Consider the following 16497-nt stretch of genomic DNA (forward strand, 5'->3'; position numbering starts at 1 on the left):
TCAACGCCCGGCGGGCAGCGCGCACCCGCCGGACACGTCGATCAATCGATCAGCGATTCACCTGCGCGTACAGCGTGGAGCTCATGCCGAACAGCTTGATGAAGCCTTCGGCTTCTTCCACGCCCCAGTCGGCCGACTGCGCATAGGTGGCGCCCTTGGTGTTGAGCAGGTGCGGCGACTTCACCGCAACGGCGTCGACACGACCACCACGGGTTTCCAGCACCACTTCGCCGTTGACCTTGGCCTGGGACGACTTCAGGAACGCCTCGATGTCGGTCTTCAGCGGGTCGTGGTAGAAGCCTTCGTACACCAGCTCCACCCACTTGCGCGCCACGTCCGGCTTGAAGCGGTTCTGCTGCTTGGTCAGCACCGCATCTTCCAGCGCGCGGTGCGCGGCCAGCAGCGAGACCAGCCCCGGGGCTTCGAACACGATGCGGCCCTTCAGGCCGATCACGGTGTCGCCGGTGTACACGCCACGGCCGACGCCATAGGGGGCGAACAGCTTGTTGAGCTGGGCCAGGATCTGCTCGCCCGGCAGTGCCTTGCCGTTGAGCTCGACGGCTTCGCCTTCGACAAACTTCAGGGTGACGGTCAGCGGTGCTTCCGGCCATTCGCTGCGCGGTGCACACCAGCCACGGGCGCCCTCGCCCGGTGCTTCCCAACGATCGATCTCGCCGCCGGACATGGTCAGGCCCAGCAGGTTCTCGTTGATGGTGTAGGCCTGCTGCTTGGCGCGCACGCCGAAGCCACGCTCTTCCAGGTACTTCTGCTCGTAGGCGCGGGTCTGGGTGTGTTCCTTCTGGATCTCGCGGATCGGCGCGATGATCTGGTAGTCACCCAGGGCCTTCACTGCCAGGTCGAAACGCACCTGGTCGTTGCCCATGCCGGTGCAGCCGTGAGCGATGATGTTGGTGCCCAGTTCGGCGGCGCGCTTGAGCGCGGCATCGACGATCAGGTAACGGTCCGACACCAGCAACGGGTACTGGCCCTGGTAGCCCTCACCGGCCCACACGAACGGCTTGACGAAGCCGGACCAGATGGCCGGACCGCCATCGACGGTCTGGTGGCTGGTGACACCCAGCTCGGCAGCACGCTTCTCGATGAAATCGCGCTCTTCGTCATCCACGCCGCCGGTATCGGCGAACACGGTATGCACGTTGTAGCCGCGCTCCTGCAGGTACGGCACGCAGAAGCTGGTATCAAGGCCGCCGGAGAAGGCGAGAACGACGTCTTTGTTGCTCATGGGGGTTATGTCCTGGTAGCGCCGGGCCATGCCCGGCGGAAATGTTCGAATGGAGAAATCAGCGCCCGGCAACGGCGGCCATGATCGCCTTCTGCACATGCAGGCGATTCTCGGCTTCGTTGATGGCGATGCACTGCGGCGAATCCATCACGCCGTCAGTCGCCTTCACGTTGCGGCGCAGCGGCAGGCAGTGGCTGAACACACCGTTGTTGGTCAGCGCCATCTTCCGTTCGTCGACGATGAAGTGCTTGAACTGATCGCGGATCGGCTTCTCCGGTTCCCAGTTACCGAAGAACGGCAGCGCGCCCCAGCTCTTGGCATAGACCACGTCGGCACCGGCATAGGCGCTGTCGATGTCATGGCTGATCTTCAGCGAACCACCGCTCTCGGCCACGTTCTGCTCGGCCCAGCCCATGTAGCGCTCGTCGAGGATGTAGTCGGCGGTCGGGCACAGCAGCGTCACGTCCATGCCCATGCGGGTGGCGATGGTCAGCGCCGAGTTGGCCACCGCGGTGTTCAGCGGCTTGGGGTGGTAGGTCCAGGTCAGCACGTACTTCTTGCCGCGCAGGTCCTGGGTACCGAAATGTTCCTGCAGCGCCATCACGTGCGCCAGTTCCTGGCACGGATGGGTGATGGTCTCCATGTTGATCACCGGCACCGGCGAGTACCTGGCGAAACTCTCGAGCACGACGTCCTGGCGGTCGTAGGCCCAGTCGACGAACTTCGGGAACGCACGCACGGCGATGATGTCGCAGTAACGGCCGAGCACCTTGGCCACTTCAGCGATGTGCTCTTCGGTATCGCCGTCCATCACGGTGCCGAGGTTGAACTCGATCGGCCATGCATCCTTGCCCGGCTGCAGCACCACCGCGTGGGCACCGAGCTGGAATGCGCCCAGCTCGAAACTGGTGCGGGTACGCATGGACGGATTGAAGAACACCAGCGCGATCGACTTGCCCTTGAGCTGGTCGCCGAGCTTGTTGCGCTTGAACAGCGCAGCCTGGGTCAGCAGCGCGTCAAGTTCGCTGCGGCTCCAGTCCTGGGTGTTCAGGAAGTGCTTGGGGGACATCATCATTCCTTGCATGAGCGGCGCCGGTGGTCGACGCGGTGGAAGGTGGAAGGGAAAACCGGGAACCAAGGTGATACGAAAAGGTTGCAGATGAAGCTTTCAGAACGCGGAAACGAAAAAACCCAGCCGGCGGGCTGGGTTTTTTTCGGACGAACAGCAGAAAGCTCCGGATTACCCAGCGAGAATGTGGGGTTCCGGTCGACGGGCACGCGACGTCATGCCAGTGGCCTGGCGGGCGGCGCTGCTGTCGTGCTGGAAGTCGGTGAGCTTCATTGGTCGGCAATCTTTACATGCGGCCGGGGCCGGCGCAAGAGGCCGGCGTCGCAGAATCAGGGGGTGCCAGCGGCAGCCTGCTCGGGGCCCACCCAGGGGGTGATCGAAACCCGGATCTTCAGCCGGTTGCCGGGGTCTTCCGGCAGCCGGGAACGGTACTTGGTGCCCTTGTAGACGTAGTCCACGTCATAGGCGATGGGGCGGCGGAACTCGCGCCCGACAGGCACGATGCGACAGTCCCGGGTCAGCATCGGGCCCGTGTTGGCCGGCGCCGGGGCGGGGGCTTCCGCCGGAAGCTCTTCCAGCACCTCCTCATCGGTGCGCTTGAACATCGAGCGCACCGAATCCCACAGGCGGCCGATGCGACCCTTGTCCTCGACCGGCTCTTCGCCGGTGACGTTGACCGGGGCCAGGGTGCGGGTCGAGACCGGCTCGCAATGTTCCTCGGTACGGGTTGCGCGCAGGGTCTGGAACACCGGCTCCACGTTGAGCACCTGGGCGTAGTCGAACTTCACGTTCTCCACGATCACCACCCGGTTGCGGGGCTCGGCCTCCTGGGCCTGGACCACGGCCGGCAGCGCCGACAGGCAGGCCAGGGTCAGCAACGCGGTGGTTTTCATTGGCGATGGGAGCAGGGACACGGCAATAGTGTAGGCAGTGGTGACCGCAAGGGGCTGAACATTACCCGTCCGCGTCGTTCCTGCCCACCCCACCCCGGCCGCCGGTGACGTCCACCGGTGGCAATGGTCCCCCCAAAGGGCCCCGACACGTTCTAAAATCACTGGCTTGTCCCCCAGTCACAGACCCATGACCCTGCGCCTGCACAACAACCTGACTCGCCAGCTCGAACCGTTCACCCCGCTCGACCCGGCCTGTCCGACCCTGTATGTGTGCGGCCCGACGGTCTACAACTACGTGCACATCGGCAACGCCCGTGGGCCGGTGGTGTTCGGGGTGCTGGCCGACCTGCTGCGGCGGCGCTTCGGTGCCCTGCGCTACGCCCGCAACATCACCGACGTGGACGACAAGATCAACACCGCCGCGCGCGAGCAGGGGGTGCCGATCAGCACCATCACCGACCGTTTCGCCGCCGCCTACCGTGAAGACATGGCCGCGCTGGGCGTGGTGCCGCCGGACATCGAGCCGGAAGTGACCGCGCACATGGCGCAGATCATCACCATGATCGAGCAGCTGGTCAGCAACGGGCATGCCTACGCCGCCGAGGGCCATGTGCTGTTCGCCGTCGGCAGTTTCGAGGGCTACGGCAAGCTGTCGCGCCGCGATCCGGACGAAATGCTGGCCGGCGCCCGTGTCGAGGTTGCTCCCTACAAGCGCGCGCCCGGCGACTTCGTACTGTGGAAGCCGTCCGGCGACGACCTGCCCGGCTGGGAATCGCCCTGGGGTCGCGGCCGCCCGGGCTGGCATATCGAATGCTCGGCGATGGCCGCCGCGCATCTGGGCGAGACCATCGACATCCATGCCGGTGGCGTCGATCTGCAGTTCCCGCATCACGAGAACGAGATCGCGCAGAGCGAGTGCGCGCACGGCGGCAAGGTGTTCGCACGCTTCTGGCTGCACAACGGCATGCTCAACTTCGGCGGCGCCAAGATGAGCAAGTCGATCGGCAACATCGAGCGCGTCCACGACCTGGTGCGTAAACACGCCCCCGAGGCACTGCGCCTGGCCTTGCTGTCGGCCCACTATCGGCAGCCGCTGGACTGGTCCGACGCGCTGATCGAACAGTCCGGCCGCACCCTCGACCGCCTGTACGGCACCCTGCGCGAGCTGGCCGATGTGACCGCCACGGCAGTGATCCCGGCAGACATCGAAGCGGCATTGGATGATGATCTCAATACGCCGCAGGCGCTGGCCGAAGTGGCCCGTATCGCCGGTGAAGCCCGCCGCGCCACCGATCCCAGCGAACGCGCACGCCTGAAGAGCGAACTGCTCGGCGCGGGTCTCGCCCTCGGCCTGCTGCAGGCCGACCCGGCGCAGTGGTTCGGCAACGCCGCTGGCGACAGCGACGACGACGCGCGCATCCAGGGCTTGATCGACGAACGTGCGGCAGCCAAGCAGGCGCGCGACTTCGCCCGTTCCGACGCCATCCGCGACCAGCTGGCCGCCGAAGGCATCGTGCTGGAAGACACCCCGCAGGGCGTGCGCTGGTCGCGCAAGCGCGGCTGACCTGCCCTGCCCCGTGGCCGGCCCCACCGGCCACGCCCCACTGTAGAGACTGTTGTGATCGACTCCCCGTTCCCACTTGAACCCACCGCCGCCGAGGCACAGACGGCCATCGCCGAGGAATTCGGTTTCTTCGGCGACTGGTCCGAGCGCTACCAGTACCTGATCGACCTCGGCCGCAAGCTGCCCGCCTTCCCGGAAGAATGGAAGACCGAAGAGCACCGCCTGCTCGGTTGCCAGTCGATGGTCTGGATCGTGCCGGAAGGCAACGCGCAGTCGCTGCGCTTCCACGCCATCAGCGATTCGGCCATCGTCTCCGGTCTGATCTTCCTGGCGCTGCGGGTGTACTCCGGGCGTACCGCGCAGGAGATCCTGGCCACCGAACCCAGCTATATCCAGGATATCGGCCTGTCCCGCCACCTGTCGCCGACCCGCAGCAACGGCGTGGCGGCGATGCTGGCCTTCATCCGTGAAACCGCGCAGGCCCAGCTGCAGCGCGATCCATCGTGAGCGACCCTGCCACGGCCGAAGACACCGCGCTTGGCCTGCTGTCCCGGCCCGGTTTCGCCCGGCTGCTGGCGTACCGCATCTTCGCGATGCTGTCCTACCAGGTGGTCGCGGTCACCGTCGGTTGGCACATCTACGAAGTCACCCGCAATCCGTTCTCGCTGGGCCTGATCGGCCTGGCCGAGGTGCTGCCGTTCTTCTGCGTGGCCCCGTTCGCCGGTTATCTGGTGGATCATCTGCCGCGCCGCAAGCTGGGTATGGTCGCCTGTTCCGGACTGGTCGCCACCGCGCTGGTGCTGACCAGCGTCGCCAAGGGCTGGCTGCCGGTTGAAGGCGTGTGGCCGATCTATGCAGCCATCGCCCTGACCGGCATGGTCCGCGCCTTCCTGTCGCCGATCTACAACGCCCTGTTCGCCCGCGTGTTGCCACGTGAACATTTCGCCCGTGGCGCCGGCCTTGGCGCCGTGGTGTTCCAGACCGGCATGATCGCCGGCCCGGCACTGGGTGGCGTGCTGGTCGGTTTCGGCGGCAAAGGCCTGTCCTATGCGGTGGCCACGGCCTTCGCGCTGGTCGCGATGGGCTGCCTGGCCACGCTGAAGGTGGAAGAACCGGTGCATGCCGGCCCTGCCGCCCCGATCTTCAAGAGCATCGCCGAAGGCGCGCGCTTCGTGATCGGCAACCGGATCATGGTCGGCGCCATGGCCCTGGACATGTTCTCGGTACTGCTGGGCGGCGTGGTGGCGATGCTGCCGGCGTTCCTGCACGAGATCCTGCACCACGGCCCGGAGGGCCTGGGCATCCTGCGCGCTGCCCCGGCGCTGGGGTCGGTGTGCGTCGGCCTGTGGCTGGCGCGCCACCCGCTGCACCGCAATGCCGGTCGCGTACTGCTGTTCGCGGTGGCCGGCTTCGGCCTGTGCGTGATCGGCTTCGGCCTGTCCCAGCACTTCTGGCTGTCGGCGTTGATCCTGCTGTTCTACGGCGCCTTCGACGGCGTGTCGGTGGTGATCCGCTCCACCATTCTGCAGCTGGCCACGCCGGAAGAGATGCGCGGCCGGGTATCGTCGATCAACGGCATCTTCATCAGTTCGTCCAACGAACTGGGCGCGTTCTATGCCGGCACGATGGCCAGGGTGCTGGGGCTGGTGCCAGCAGTGGTGCTGGGCGGGTTCGCCGTGCTGAGCGTGGCCGGGATCACCGCGTGGAAGAACCCGACGCTGCGGAAATTGAATCTGCGTGATCTGCAGTGACCCTGCCGAGAGCGCGGTCGGCGGCGCCGGTCGTTCGACTGGCCCCGTCACTCTCCCTCGATGCGGTGCTCGGCTCGCTACTAGGCGGACCCATCAGCCGCGAGCGCACGCATGGTCGCCCCTGGTAGACCCAAGCCATGCTTGGCTGCTCTAGCTATTGCTCTATTACTTTTGCTCTTCCCCACCCTCCAGCCTCCGGCTTCGGCCTGAGCCGAGCATGGGCTCGGCTCTACAGCGGCCGCACTCGGGAACTGTCTGGAGCGGGCGGGTCACCCGGGCCAGGACCGTTCGCGCCATGGATGGCGCGACCGAGCCCCCAGGGATGGGTTTACGGCGTGTCCTGGCCCGGGTGACCCGCCCGCTCGCTCACGGAACAACCAAGGCGCCGCTCTACACAGCCAACTCGAACCCAACAAAAAACCCGGCCGAAGCCGGGCTTTTCGCATGACATCACAACGAACCGGAATCAGTCGCCCTGCTGCTTCTGCAGGTGCTCCCAACGTTCCTGGGCGTCGATGGTGCGCTCGGCGGTCAGGCGCGCTTCGAGGCGTTCCAGACCGATTTCTTCACCGGTATCCACGCAGTACCCGTAGTCGCCCGCTTCCAGGCGCTTGAGGGTGCTGTCGATCTTGCCGATCAGCTTGCGGTAACGGTCACGGGTGCGCAGTTCCAGCGAGTTCTCGGTCTCGCGGGTCGCGCGCTCGGCTTCATCGCCGATGTCACGCACTTCCTCACGCAGGTTCTCGATGGTCTGCTTGGACTCTTCCACCAGATCGGCGCGCCAGTTCTGCAGGCGCTGGCGGAAGTACTCCTGCTGCAGCGAGCTCATGTACTCCTCGTCCGAGGCCGGCTTGTAGCCTGCGGGGAGGATCGGGCGGCCAGTGGCCTCGTCGGTCTTGTATTCGACGACCTTGTACTTGCTGCGCGGCGCAGGTGCCGCCGAACGGGCGGCGACGGCCACGGCAACCTTGCCCACTGGGCGGGTCACGGTCTTCGGAGCGGAATCGGATTTCACGGCGGTTTTAGCAGGCGATTTCGAAACGGGCACGGGATTCTTGGATTGCGGGGCGGTCGATGCTGCAGAAGCGGCGGCCGGGGCCGGCTTGGGGGCCGGTTTGGCTGCTGCCACTGCCGCGGTCTTGGCCGGGACAGACTTGGCCGGGGCCGGCTTCGCAGCTGGCTTCGGTGCGGACTTCACTACAGGGGCCGGCGTCGGCTTGGCAGCCGGCGGGGCGACATTCTTGGCAGTCTTGGCAGCAGGTGCCGGCTTGGCAGGCGCCACCTTCTTTGCTGCCGGCTTCGCAGCAGGCGCGGCGGCAACCTTCTTCACCACCGCCTTCGGCGCTGGCTTGGCTACTGCCTTCTTCGGTGCCGGCTTGGCAGCGGCCTTCTTCACCGGTGCAGCCTTGCTGGCAACCTTCTTCACCGCCGGTGCCTTCTTGCTGGCAGCGACAGGTTTGGCCTTGACCGGCGCAGCGGCCTTCTTCGCCACTGCCGGCTTGCCGGACGTGGCCGGCGCTTTCTTTGCGGTGGCCTTCCTGGCCGCCGGTTGTGAGGATGCCGCCTTGGTCACCGGCTTGCTGGCCGGCTTCTTGGCAACGGGCTTGGCCGCCAACTTCTTCACAACAGGCTTGGCGGTTTTCTTGGCGGCCTTGACGGCCTTCTTTGCAGTTTTTTTAGCAGCCACGAAACGCTCTTCCTTGGATTCCCCGGGGCCCGGGAAAGCGGGCCTTTATAGCCTACCCGACCCGCAGCAGCAACCTCGGGGGCCCGCTCCATTCAGTCCAGGAGTCAATGGGGCCAAGGCGCGGTCCGACGAACACGGACCGCCTTGCGCGGTACGGAACCTGTCCGGCACCTGGAGGGGTGCCGATAGCGGTCGCAGGCCATCTACGACATGCGACCAACGGCCCATCCTGCACAAATGCGGCCTTCATGCCAACTGGCTTAAGATGACTGAGTGATCTCGCGCCTGCTCATCGCCCTGCTGCGCTTCTACAAGCGCTTCATCAGCCCGCTGCTGGGGCCTCGCTGCCGTTTCGTGCCGAGCTGCTCTGAATACGCCATGGACGCCATCTCCCGGCACGGCCCGCTGCGCGGCAGCTGGCTGGCGGCGCGACGGCTGGGCCGCTGCCATCCGTTCCATCCCGGCGGCTTCGATCCAGTGCCCGAATCTCCCAACGCCCCTTCTTGCCGTTGCACAGGAAAACACTGACATGTCCTCCACGCTCATCACCAACGCCCGCCTGGTCAACGAAGGCCGCACCTTCGAAGGCGACCTGCGCATTGAGAACGACCGCATCGCGCAGATCGGCAAAGGGTTGACCCCGCGTGATGGCGAACAGGTGGTGGATGCGGCCGGGCGCTGGCTGCTGCCCGGGATGATCGACGATCAGGTGCACTTCCGCGAACCGGGCCTGACCCACAAGGGCGACATCGCCAGCGAGTCGGCTGCTGCCGTGGCCGGTGGCCTGACCAGCTTCATGGACATGCCCAACACCAACCCGCCGACGCTCGACTCGACCATTCTTGAAGCCAAGTACGAGCTGGCGCGCGGCCGCGCCTGGGCCAACTACGGTTTCTACCACGGTGCCAGCAACGACAACCTGGACGCCATCCGCGCGCTCGACCCGAAGAAGGCGCCGGGCGTGAAGGTGTTCATGGGGGCCTCCACCGGCAACATGCTGGTCGACAACCCGGAAACCCTGGACGCGATCTTCCGCGAGTGCCCGACCCCGATCATCACGCACTGCGAAGACACGCCGATGATCGATGCCAACCTGAAGGCCTTCCAGGAAAAGTACGGCGACGCGCTGACTCCGGAGATGCACCCGGACATCCGTTCGCGCGAAGCCTGCATCAAGTCGACGCGGCTGGCGATGTCGCTGGCGCGCAAGCACGGCACCCGCCTGCACGTGCTGCACATCTCCACCGCCGACGAACTGGCGCTGTTCGAGAAGGGCCCGCTGATCCGCGCCGACGGCAGCCGCAAGCAGATCACCGCCGAAACCTGCGTGCACTTCCTGCACTTCGCGCGCCCGGACTACGCGACCAAGGGCAACCTGATCAAGTGCAACCCGGCCATCAAGGACGTGGCCGATCGCGAGGCGATCACCGCTGCGCTGGCTGACGACGTGCTGGATGTCCTGGCCACCGACCACGCCCCGCACACCTGGGAAGAGAAGCAGAAGCCCTATGCGCAGGCGCCGTCCGGTCTGCCGCTGGTGCAGTACGCGCTGGTCGCCGCGCTGGAACGCGTGCACGAAGGCAAGCTGACCCGCGAGCAGGTGGTGCAGAAATTCGCCCATGCTCCCGCCCAGCTGTTCGACGTGGAAGAGCGTGGCTTCCTGCGCGAAGGCTACTTCGCCGACCTGGTACTGGTGGAAGACGTGCCGTTCACGGTCAAGCGCGAGGACGTGCTGTCCAAGTGCGGCTGGTCGCCGTTCGAAGGCACTACGTTCCGATCGCGCATCGCCTCCACTTGGGTCAACGGCCAGCTGGTGTGGGATGGCAGTTCGCTGGTGGGCGAACCCGCCGGCCAGCGCATGACCTACGACCGCTGATGCGTTCGGCACTCATGTTCGGGGCGCTGCTGCTGGCAGCGCCCCTGTTCTCCGCACCGGCGGCGCAAGCGCAGGACGGCATCGGCGACCTGATCGACAGCCGCGTGGTGTTTCCGGCCAGCGCGTCGCAGGGCGCGCTGGTGATCGGCAAGGTTCCCGCCGGCAGCAGCGTGCGCTTTGCAGGACGCGATCTGCGAGTGAGCAACTACGGCAGCGTGGTGTTCGGCATCGGTCGCGATGAGAAGGGACCGCTGCAGGTACAGATCCGCCGACCGGATGGCAGCAGCGAGACGGCCGCCATCACCGTGACCCCGCGCGACTGGCCCACCGAGCGGGTGAACGGCGTGCCGCCGAAGACGGTCAATCCGCCGCCGGCCATCGCCGAGCGGATCAAGCGCGAACAGGCGCAGGTCACCGCGGCGCGCGCGCGCGACGACAACCGCACCGATTTCACCCAGACCTTCATCTGGCCGGTGCAGGGACGCATCAGCGGCCGCTTCGGCAATGCCCGCGTGTACAACGGCCAGCCCGGTGCCGGCCACTCCGGCATGGACATCGCGGTACCGACCGGCACTCCGGTGAAAGCACCGGCCTCCGGTGTGGTGACATTCGCCGGCCCGGATCTGTACCTGACCGGCGGCACCTTGCTGCTCGATCACGGCTTCGGGGTCAGTTCGAATTTCCTGCACCTGTCGCGCATCGACGTGAAGGTCGGTGATCGCGTCGAACAGGGCCAGGTGATTGCCGCCGTCGGCGCGACCGGCCGTGCCACCGGCCCGCATCTGCACTGGGGCATGAACTGGTTCGACACCCGCATCGACCCGCTGCTGGTGCTGGAACGGAAGTAACGGGAGTGCCGGCCGCTGGCCGGCAACCTCATGGTGTTCAGCAACCTACCCGGATTGCCGGCCAGCGGCCGGCACTACCCGGTGATGGTTCAGCCGCGCGCGGCCCACCACACGCGCAGCAACGTGCGTACCGGCGTCGCTTCGACCGGCTTGCCGGCAGCCTGCGCCGCCAGGCGTGCACGCGCCAGGCTCGACCACACGCGGCGCGCGCGCGGACCGGGCACACGGGTGCCCCACCCTTTCAGCAGCTGCTGCGCCCAACGCTGCGCAGCGTTGCCGGCATCCTCGTCCAGCAGGCTGCGCGGCACGCCGGCCACGCCAGCGTCCTGCAGGCGCTGGGCCAGGGTCTGCAGCAGCACCGCATGACCGGCGCCCTTGCGCGGCGTGTCGGCAAACACCACCGCCTCAACCGCAGCCACTGCCTCGGCATAGTTGCGCAGCGCGCGCTCGGCACCGGCAGCGTCCAGCGCTACGGTGCGCGCCTCGACCAGATCCGGCAGGGCCTCAGCCAGCTGCACCCACGGCGCACGCACCGGCTCCAGCACGCGCCCCAGCGGATGCCGCGAACGTTGCGCGGCCCAGCTGCGCAGTTCCTCCCCCCACCAGGCCAGCTTGGCATCTGCCGGCAGCGGGTCGCCACTGGTGTTGAGCATGTCGTCGAATTCCTGCAGCAGCGCGAACCACGCCAGCGCGACAGGGCGCTGTGGTTCGGCCACGAACGGCTCAGCCACCGACCATTCCGGCCAACGGCTGCGCCACTTGTCGAGGAAACTGTCCAGCGCGGTACTGCTCACTACGTTGTTCCTTACGGCTGGGCCGGGGTCGCCGGCCGGGTCGGCCAGAGGCTGGCCAGTTGCAGAAGCTCGGCGTTCTCGACCAGCACATCGGCCTGCCAGGCCAACGGATCATCGCTGTGCAGGCGGTAGCCCCACAGCGCCGCCACCGACGGCATGCCGGCGGCACGCGCGGCGATGATGTCGCGCTCATCGTCGCCGACATACACGCAGTCTCCCGGCGCAATACCGATGGCCTGCGCGGCATGCAGCAGCGGCAACGGATGCGGTTTGCGCTCGGCCAGGGTGTCACCGCCGACCAGCACGGCGCAGCGTTGCTGCCACTGCTGCTGCGGCACGATCAGCTGTGCCAGGTATTCCGGCTTGTTGGTGACGATGCCCCACACGGTACCGGCCGCGTCCAGCGCCTCGAGCATGCCGACAACCCCGTCGAACAGCACCGCGTGCTGGCCGATCGACGCTTCGTAGCGCTGCAGGAACTCGGGAATCAGTGCATCGCGCTCTGCCGCGTCCAGCTCTGGAAACGCGGCCGACACCATCGCCCGTGAGCCCTTGGACACAACCGGCCGCAACTGCGCCGGATCGATCGGTGCGCGACCGCGCTCGGCCAGCATCGCGTCGAGGGTGGCGACGAAATCCGGCGCGCTGTCGAGCAACGTGCCGTCCAGGTCGAACAGCACTGCACGCGGGAACGCTGCGGCGGTCACGGTGCCTTGACCGCGTGGGCCAGGTAGTTGATGTCGGTGCGGCTGCTCAAGCGGGCGCGGTTGCGCCACGGCTCATAGGCCATGCCGCTGACATCGGCCAGCTGCAGATCGGCCTCGCGCAACCAGCGCGCCAGCTCGGCCGGCTTGATGAATTCCTGGTAGTGGTGGGTGCCCTTGGGCAGCAGCCGCGCCACGTACTCGGCCCCGACGATGGCCACTGCAAAGGCCGCAGCGGTGCGGTTGATGGTGGACAGGAACAGATGGCCGCCCGGCTTCAGCAGGCGCTTGCAGGCCTCGATGATCGCGCCCGGATCGGGAACGTGCTCCAGCATTTCCATGCAGGTCACCACGTCGAAGCTGCCCGGCTGTTCGGCGGCGAGATCTTCGGCGGCCTGTACCCGGTAGTCGACGCTGACACCACTTTCCAGTGCATGCAGGCGCGCGACCTTGACCAGCTCCGGCGCCAGGTCGATGGCGGTCACCTCGGCACCGGCCTGGGCCAGCGCTTCACTCAGCAGCCCGCCACCGCAACCGATGTCGAGCACGCGCGCACCACGCAGCGGCGCGCGGTCGGCAACGTACTGCAGGCGCACTGGATTCAGCGCGTGCAGCGGCTTCTGCGGGCCATCGGCGTCCCACCAGCGGTTGGCCAGCGCGGCGAACTTGTCCAGCTCGGCCTGATCGAAATTGGAAGAAGCGTGGGGGGCTGTCATGACGGTTGTCCTTGCGGCGCCTGTGCTCAGGCGCGGATATGACGGATACGCTCGCGCCACTGGCGCGCGTTGGCGATGATGCCCGGCAGGTCCATGCCGACCAGCTCACGCTGCACCAGCTTCGGCTTGCCGGCGATCCAGACATCGCTGACCTGCTGGCGGCCGGTGGCGTACACCAGCTGCGACAGCACGTTGTGCAGCGGCTGGGTCTCCAGCGCGGACAGGTCGACGCAGACCAGATCGGCCTGTTTGCCGACCTCGATCGAGCCGATGCGTTCGCCGAAGCCCAGTGCGCGGGCGCCACCCAGCGTAGACGCACGCAACGTGGTCGCCGCGTCCAGCGCGGTGGCATCGTCGGCCACGGCCTTGGCCAGGATCGCCGCGGTGCGGTTCTCGCTGAACATGTCCAGATCGTTGTTGCTGGCGCAGCCGTCGGTACCGATGGCCAGGTTCACGCCGGCGCGCTGCAGGGCGCAGGCCGGGCAGAAACCGGAGGCCAGTTTCAGGTTCGATTCCGGGCAATGCACCACGCTGACGCCACGCTCGGCGCACAGGTGGATCTCGGCTTCGGTCAGCTGGGTCATGTGCACCGCGATCAGGCGGTCGTTGACCAGGCCGAGGCGATCCAGCCGCGCCAGCGGACGCTGGCCGTGCAGCTTGATCGAATCGGTGATTTCCTGTGCGGTTTCATGGGTATGCAGATGCACCTGCATGTCCAGCTGGTCGGACAGCATCCGCACGCGCTCGAAATTGGCATCGTTGACCGTATACGGCGCATGCGGGGCGAACGCGGTGCCGATCAGCGGATCGGTGCGCCACTGGTCGTGCAGCTCACCGGCCTTGGCGAAGTACTCGTCATCGGTCTTGGCCCAGGCAGTGGGGAAATCGATGATCACCGCGCCGACCAGCGCGCGGAAACCGTGCTTCTTGTAGACGGCGGCCTGCACGTCACCGAAGAAATAATTCTCGTTGGCGCAGGTGGTGCCGCCACGCAGCATCTCGGCGATGGCAAGGGTGGTGCCATCAGCCACGAATTCGGGGCCGATCACCGCCGCTTCCACCGGCCAGATGTGCTGCTGCAGCCAGGTCATCAGCGGCAGGTCGTCGGCGACGCCGCGCAGCAGGGTCATCGGGTTGTGCGTATGCGCATTGACCAGACCCGGCATCAACGCCGCGTCGGGGCGGCTGACAACCTGGGTGGCACGGAAACGCGCACGCGCTTCGGTACGCGGCAGGATGGCCACGATCTCGCTGCCACGCACGGCGACGGCATGGTCTTCAAGCACCACCGCATGCGGCTCGATCGGGACCACGTAACCGGCTTCGATCAGCAGATCGCAGGCTTCGGGGAGGTGCGGGCTATCGCTCATGCGGGCTCACTGGCTATGGGGGAAGGACCGTACGTAGCCTTGGCTCCGACCTGGCGACTGATCACCGGTCAAACGGCTACCGCTGAGCTTCTGGAAGGCAAGCCCCTGAGTCAGGGGCGGCCGCGAAGCGGCGGGGTGTGGGTGCTGGTGAGCGGGGGCCCACGATCCGCATGGCGGATCGTGGGAGCGCCAGCGCGAATGCGCCGGCGCGTACCCGGATTACTTGACGCGCGAGGAGTACTCGCCCGAACGGGTGTCTACCTTGATGATTTCATCCTGGTTGACGAACAGCGGCACGCGCACGACGGCCCCGGTTTCCAGGGTGGCCGGCTTGCCGCCACCGCCGGAGGTATCGCCACGGACGCCCGGGTCGGTCTCGGTGATCTTCAGTTCGACGAAGTTCGGCGGCTGCACGAAGATCGGGGAGCCATTGAACAGGGTGACGATGCAGGACTCTTCGCCCTTCAGCCACTTCTCGGCGCCGCCCATGCCGGCCTTGTCGGCCTGCACCTGCTCGAAGGTTTCCGGGTCCATGAAATGCCAGTACTCGCCGTCGCTGTACATGTAGTCCATGTTGGTATCGACCACATCGGCCACTTCCACGTCGTCGGTCGCCTTCATGGTCATTTCGACCGTGCGGCCCGACTTGATGAAGCGATAGCGCACGCGGGTGAAGGCCTGGCCCTTGCCCGGCTTGATGAACTCGGTCTCGGAGATGACGGCCGGTTCATTGTTGACCAGGATCTTCATCCCGTTCTTGACATCGTTCATGCCCGCAGTGGCCATGCTCAAGCTCCTCAAATGGCGAAACCGCCGCGCGTGCGGCGAGCCGGATAGAATGGAAAGCCCACCGGAACCCCGGCGGGCAACTGTTTATGTGTCCATGATAACCGCAGGCCCCCTCTCCATGCAGCTTTCCGCCTTCCCCCGGACCCAGTCGCCAGCCGCGCCCGCGCGCTGGCAGCAGCTGTGGCGGCAGGCCCTGCGCGACCCGCAGGCGCTGCTGGCCAGGCTGGATCTGGATGCCGCGGCACTGGGTGTATCCGAGGCCGCCATCGCCCAGTTCGCGCTGCGCGTGCCGGAGGGTTTCGTCGCGCGCATGCGCCGTGGCGATGCCCACGATCCGCTGCTGCGGCAGGTGCTGCCGATCGACGCCGAGATGCGCCCCGCCCCCGGGTTCAGCTTCGATGCGGTGGGCGACGGTGCAGCAAAGAAGGCCACCGGGGTCATCCAGAAGTACCGCGGCCGCGCCCTGCTGGTGGCCACCGGCAGCTGCGCGATCAACTGCCGCTACTGTTTCCGCCGGCATTTCGACTATGGCGCCGAAAACGCCGCCAAAGGGGGATGGCAGGAGGCGGTGGACGCCATCGCCGCAGACCCGGACATCGATGAGGTGATCCTGTCCGGCGGCGACCCGTTGTCGCTGGCGACCCACAAGCTGGCCGAGCTGACCGATGCACTGCGCGGCATCGCGCATATCCGCCGGCTGCGCATCCATACCCGCCTGCCGATCGTGCTGCCCGAGCGGGTCGATGACGAGCTGCTGGCCTGGCTGGGCAGCCTGCCCTGGCCGCTGGCGATCGTGGTCCACGCCAACCACGCCAATGAATTCGATGCCAGCGTCGATACCGCGATGGCCCGCCTGCGCGGCATCGGCGCCCAGCTGCTGAACCAGGCGGTGCTGCTGCGTGGGGTCAACGACAGCGTGCAGGCGCTGCAGGACCTGAGCGAGCGCAGCTTCGCCGCCGGTGTGCTGCCCTATTACCTGCACCAGCTGGATCGGGTCGAGGGCGTGGCCCATTTCGAAGTGGATGATGTCCAGGCCAAGGCCCTGATTGCCAGCCTTACTGCGCGGCTGTCCGGCTATCTGGTGCCCAAGCTGGTCCGCGAACTGCCCGGCGACCCGAGCAAGCGCCCGGTGTAACAGTAGATCCACGCCATGCGTGGATGGAGCAGTTGCGGCCAAGCAGAATCCACGCATG

At 66.7% G+C, this 16497-nt stretch carries 16 protein-coding genes; 7 read left to right on the forward strand and 9 right to left on the reverse strand.

The genetic code is table 11. From position 1 onward, the window contains the following. Positions 1-49: 49 nt before the first annotated feature. The 3 genes from ACQ5SA_RS04700 to ACQ5SA_RS04710 all read right to left on the reverse strand — a co-directional run bounded on the left by ACQ5SA_RS04700 (position 50) and on the right by ACQ5SA_RS04710 (position 3205). Positions 50-1243, reverse strand: a complete 1194-nt coding sequence (locus ACQ5SA_RS04700; RefSeq protein WP_165377653.1) for an argininosuccinate synthase — start codon at positions 1241-1243, stop codon at positions 50-52. 58 nt (positions 1244-1301) lie between these two features. Next, complete coding sequence (locus ACQ5SA_RS04705) at positions 1302-2312, reverse strand: N-acetylornithine carbamoyltransferase (protein ID WP_025876421.1); 1011 nt, start codon at positions 2310-2312, stop codon at positions 1302-1304. Positions 2313-2641: 329 nt separating this feature from the next. Next, the gene (locus ACQ5SA_RS04710; protein ID WP_230112365.1) at positions 2642-3205 is read right to left on the reverse strand and encodes a glycine zipper 2TM domain-containing protein; all 564 of its coding nucleotides are present in this window, start codon (positions 3203-3205) and stop codon (positions 2642-2644) included. Positions 3206-3392: 187 nt separating this feature from the next. Between ACQ5SA_RS04710 and cysS the strand changes: the two genes are divergently transcribed. The 3 genes from cysS to ACQ5SA_RS04725 are packed head-to-tail and all read left to right on the forward strand — an operon-like array spanning position 3393 to position 6520. After that, entirely contained in the window at positions 3393-4769 is a 1377-nt protein-coding gene (gene cysS / locus ACQ5SA_RS04715) for a cysteine--tRNA ligase (protein WP_499312924.1), read from the forward strand. A gap of 54 nt (positions 4770-4823) precedes the next feature. Next, complete coding sequence (locus ACQ5SA_RS04720; protein WP_312705929.1) at positions 4824-5276, forward strand: SufE family protein; 453 nt, start codon at positions 4824-4826, stop codon at positions 5274-5276. Continuing rightward, complete coding sequence (locus tag ACQ5SA_RS04725) at positions 5273-6520, forward strand: MFS transporter (protein WP_499312925.1); 1248 nt, start codon at positions 5273-5275, stop codon at positions 6518-6520. The genes ACQ5SA_RS04720 and ACQ5SA_RS04725 overlap by 4 nt, the downstream gene beginning before the upstream one ends. Before the next feature lie 466 nt (positions 6521-6986). Here the strand turns inward: ACQ5SA_RS04725 and dksA are convergent, their stop codons facing one another. Beyond that, a complete protein-coding gene (gene dksA / locus ACQ5SA_RS04730) occupies positions 6987-8207 on the reverse strand; it encodes an RNA polymerase-binding protein DksA (protein WP_499312927.1) in 1221 nt (406 codons plus the stop codon). A gap of 273 nt (positions 8208-8480) precedes the next feature. Here dksA and yidD point away from each other — a divergent pair, with 273 nt between their 5' ends. Genes yidD through ACQ5SA_RS04745 form a run of 3 tightly spaced genes read left to right on the forward strand, consistent with a single transcriptional unit; the run spans position 8481 to position 10931 of the window. After that, a complete protein-coding gene (gene yidD / locus ACQ5SA_RS04735; RefSeq protein ID WP_014037867.1) occupies positions 8481-8735 on the forward strand; it encodes a membrane protein insertion efficiency factor YidD in 255 nt (84 codons plus the stop codon). A 1-nt stretch (position 8736) separates the two neighbouring features. Then, a complete protein-coding gene (locus ACQ5SA_RS04740) occupies positions 8737-10083 on the forward strand; it encodes a dihydroorotase (protein WP_499312929.1) in 1347 nt (448 codons plus the stop codon). Continuing rightward, positions 10083-10931, forward strand: a complete 849-nt coding sequence (locus ACQ5SA_RS04745) for a M23 family metallopeptidase (RefSeq protein ID WP_499312931.1) — start codon at positions 10083-10085, stop codon at positions 10929-10931. Before ACQ5SA_RS04740 ends, ACQ5SA_RS04745 begins: the two co-directional genes overlap by 1 nt. Before the next feature lie 89 nt (positions 10932-11020). On the opposite strand, the gene ACQ5SA_RS04750 is transcribed toward ACQ5SA_RS04745, so the two are convergent. The 5 genes from ACQ5SA_RS04750 to efp all read right to left on the reverse strand — a co-directional run bounded on the left by ACQ5SA_RS04750 (position 11021) and on the right by efp (position 15301). Then, positions 11021-11725 (reverse strand): squalene/phytoene synthase family protein, encoded by a 705-nt coding sequence (locus ACQ5SA_RS04750; RefSeq protein WP_499312933.1) that lies wholly within the window; start codon positions 11723-11725, stop codon positions 11021-11023. Between the two features lie 11 nt (positions 11726-11736). Next, the gene (locus ACQ5SA_RS04755) at positions 11737-12432 is read right to left on the reverse strand and encodes a phosphoglycolate phosphatase (protein ID WP_363732560.1); all 696 of its coding nucleotides are present in this window, start codon (positions 12430-12432) and stop codon (positions 11737-11739) included. After that, positions 12429-13145: a bifunctional 2-polyprenyl-6-hydroxyphenol methylase/3-demethylubiquinol 3-O-methyltransferase UbiG gene (gene ubiG, locus ACQ5SA_RS04760; RefSeq protein ID WP_033831579.1), complete on the reverse strand. Its 717-nt coding sequence runs from the start codon at positions 13143-13145 to the stop codon at positions 12429-12431. The genes ACQ5SA_RS04755 and ubiG overlap by 4 nt, the downstream gene beginning before the upstream one ends. A gap of 26 nt (positions 13146-13171) precedes the next feature. Continuing rightward, positions 13172-14515, reverse strand: a complete 1344-nt coding sequence (locus tag ACQ5SA_RS04765) for a TRZ/ATZ family hydrolase (RefSeq protein ID WP_499312934.1) — start codon at positions 14513-14515, stop codon at positions 13172-13174. A gap of 219 nt (positions 14516-14734) precedes the next feature. Further along, positions 14735-15301: an elongation factor P gene (gene efp, locus ACQ5SA_RS04770; protein ID WP_006379771.1), complete on the reverse strand. Its 567-nt coding sequence runs from the start codon at positions 15299-15301 to the stop codon at positions 14735-14737. Between the two features lie 97 nt (positions 15302-15398). On the opposite strand from efp, the gene epmB reads away from it, so the two are divergent. Continuing rightward, positions 15399-16439 carry an EF-P beta-lysylation protein EpmB gene (gene epmB / locus ACQ5SA_RS04775; protein ID WP_353102068.1) on the forward strand — a complete coding sequence of 347 codons (1041 nt, stop codon included), beginning with the start codon at positions 15399-15401 and terminating at the stop codon, positions 16437-16439. Positions 16440-16497 lie beyond the last annotated feature (58 nt).

It is taken from the genome of Stenotrophomonas indicatrix, from assembly GCF_050573115.1.
Classification (GTDB): domain Bacteria; phylum Pseudomonadota; class Gammaproteobacteria; order Xanthomonadales; family Xanthomonadaceae; genus Stenotrophomonas; species Stenotrophomonas lactitubi_A.

Excerpts from the sequence above, each read along its gene's own strand:
- ACQ5SA_RS04700 (WP_165377653.1), bottom strand. The coding sequence starts at position 1,243 with ATGAGCAACAAAGACGTCGTTCTCGCCTTCTCCGGCGGCCTTGATACC.
- ACQ5SA_RS04705 (WP_025876421.1), bottom strand. The coding sequence starts at position 2,312 with ATGTCCCCCAAGCACTTCCTGAACACCCAGGACTGGAGCCGCAGCGAA.
- ACQ5SA_RS04710 (WP_230112365.1), bottom strand. The coding sequence starts at position 3,205 with ATGAAAACCACCGCGTTGCTGACCCTGGCCTGCCTGTCGGCGCTGCCG.
- cysS (WP_499312924.1), top strand. The coding sequence starts at position 3,393 with ATGACCCTGCGCCTGCACAACAACCTGACTCGCCAGCTCGAACCGTTC.
- ACQ5SA_RS04740 (WP_499312929.1), top strand. The coding sequence starts at position 8,737 with ATGTCCTCCACGCTCATCACCAACGCCCGCCTGGTCAACGAAGGCCGC.
- ACQ5SA_RS04745 (WP_499312931.1), top strand. The coding sequence starts at position 10,083 with ATGCGTTCGGCACTCATGTTCGGGGCGCTGCTGCTGGCAGCGCCCCTG.
- ubiG (WP_033831579.1), bottom strand. The coding sequence starts at position 13,145 with ATGACAGCCCCCCACGCTTCTTCCAATTTCGATCAGGCCGAGCTGGAC.
- ACQ5SA_RS04765 (WP_499312934.1), bottom strand. The coding sequence starts at position 14,515 with ATGAGCGATAGCCCGCACCTCCCCGAAGCCTGCGATCTGCTGATCGAA.
- efp (WP_006379771.1), bottom strand. The coding sequence starts at position 15,301 with ATGGCCACTGCGGGCATGAACGATGTCAAGAACGGGATGAAGATCCTG.
- epmB (WP_353102068.1), top strand. The coding sequence starts at position 15,399 with ATGATAACCGCAGGCCCCCTCTCCATGCAGCTTTCCGCCTTCCCCCGG.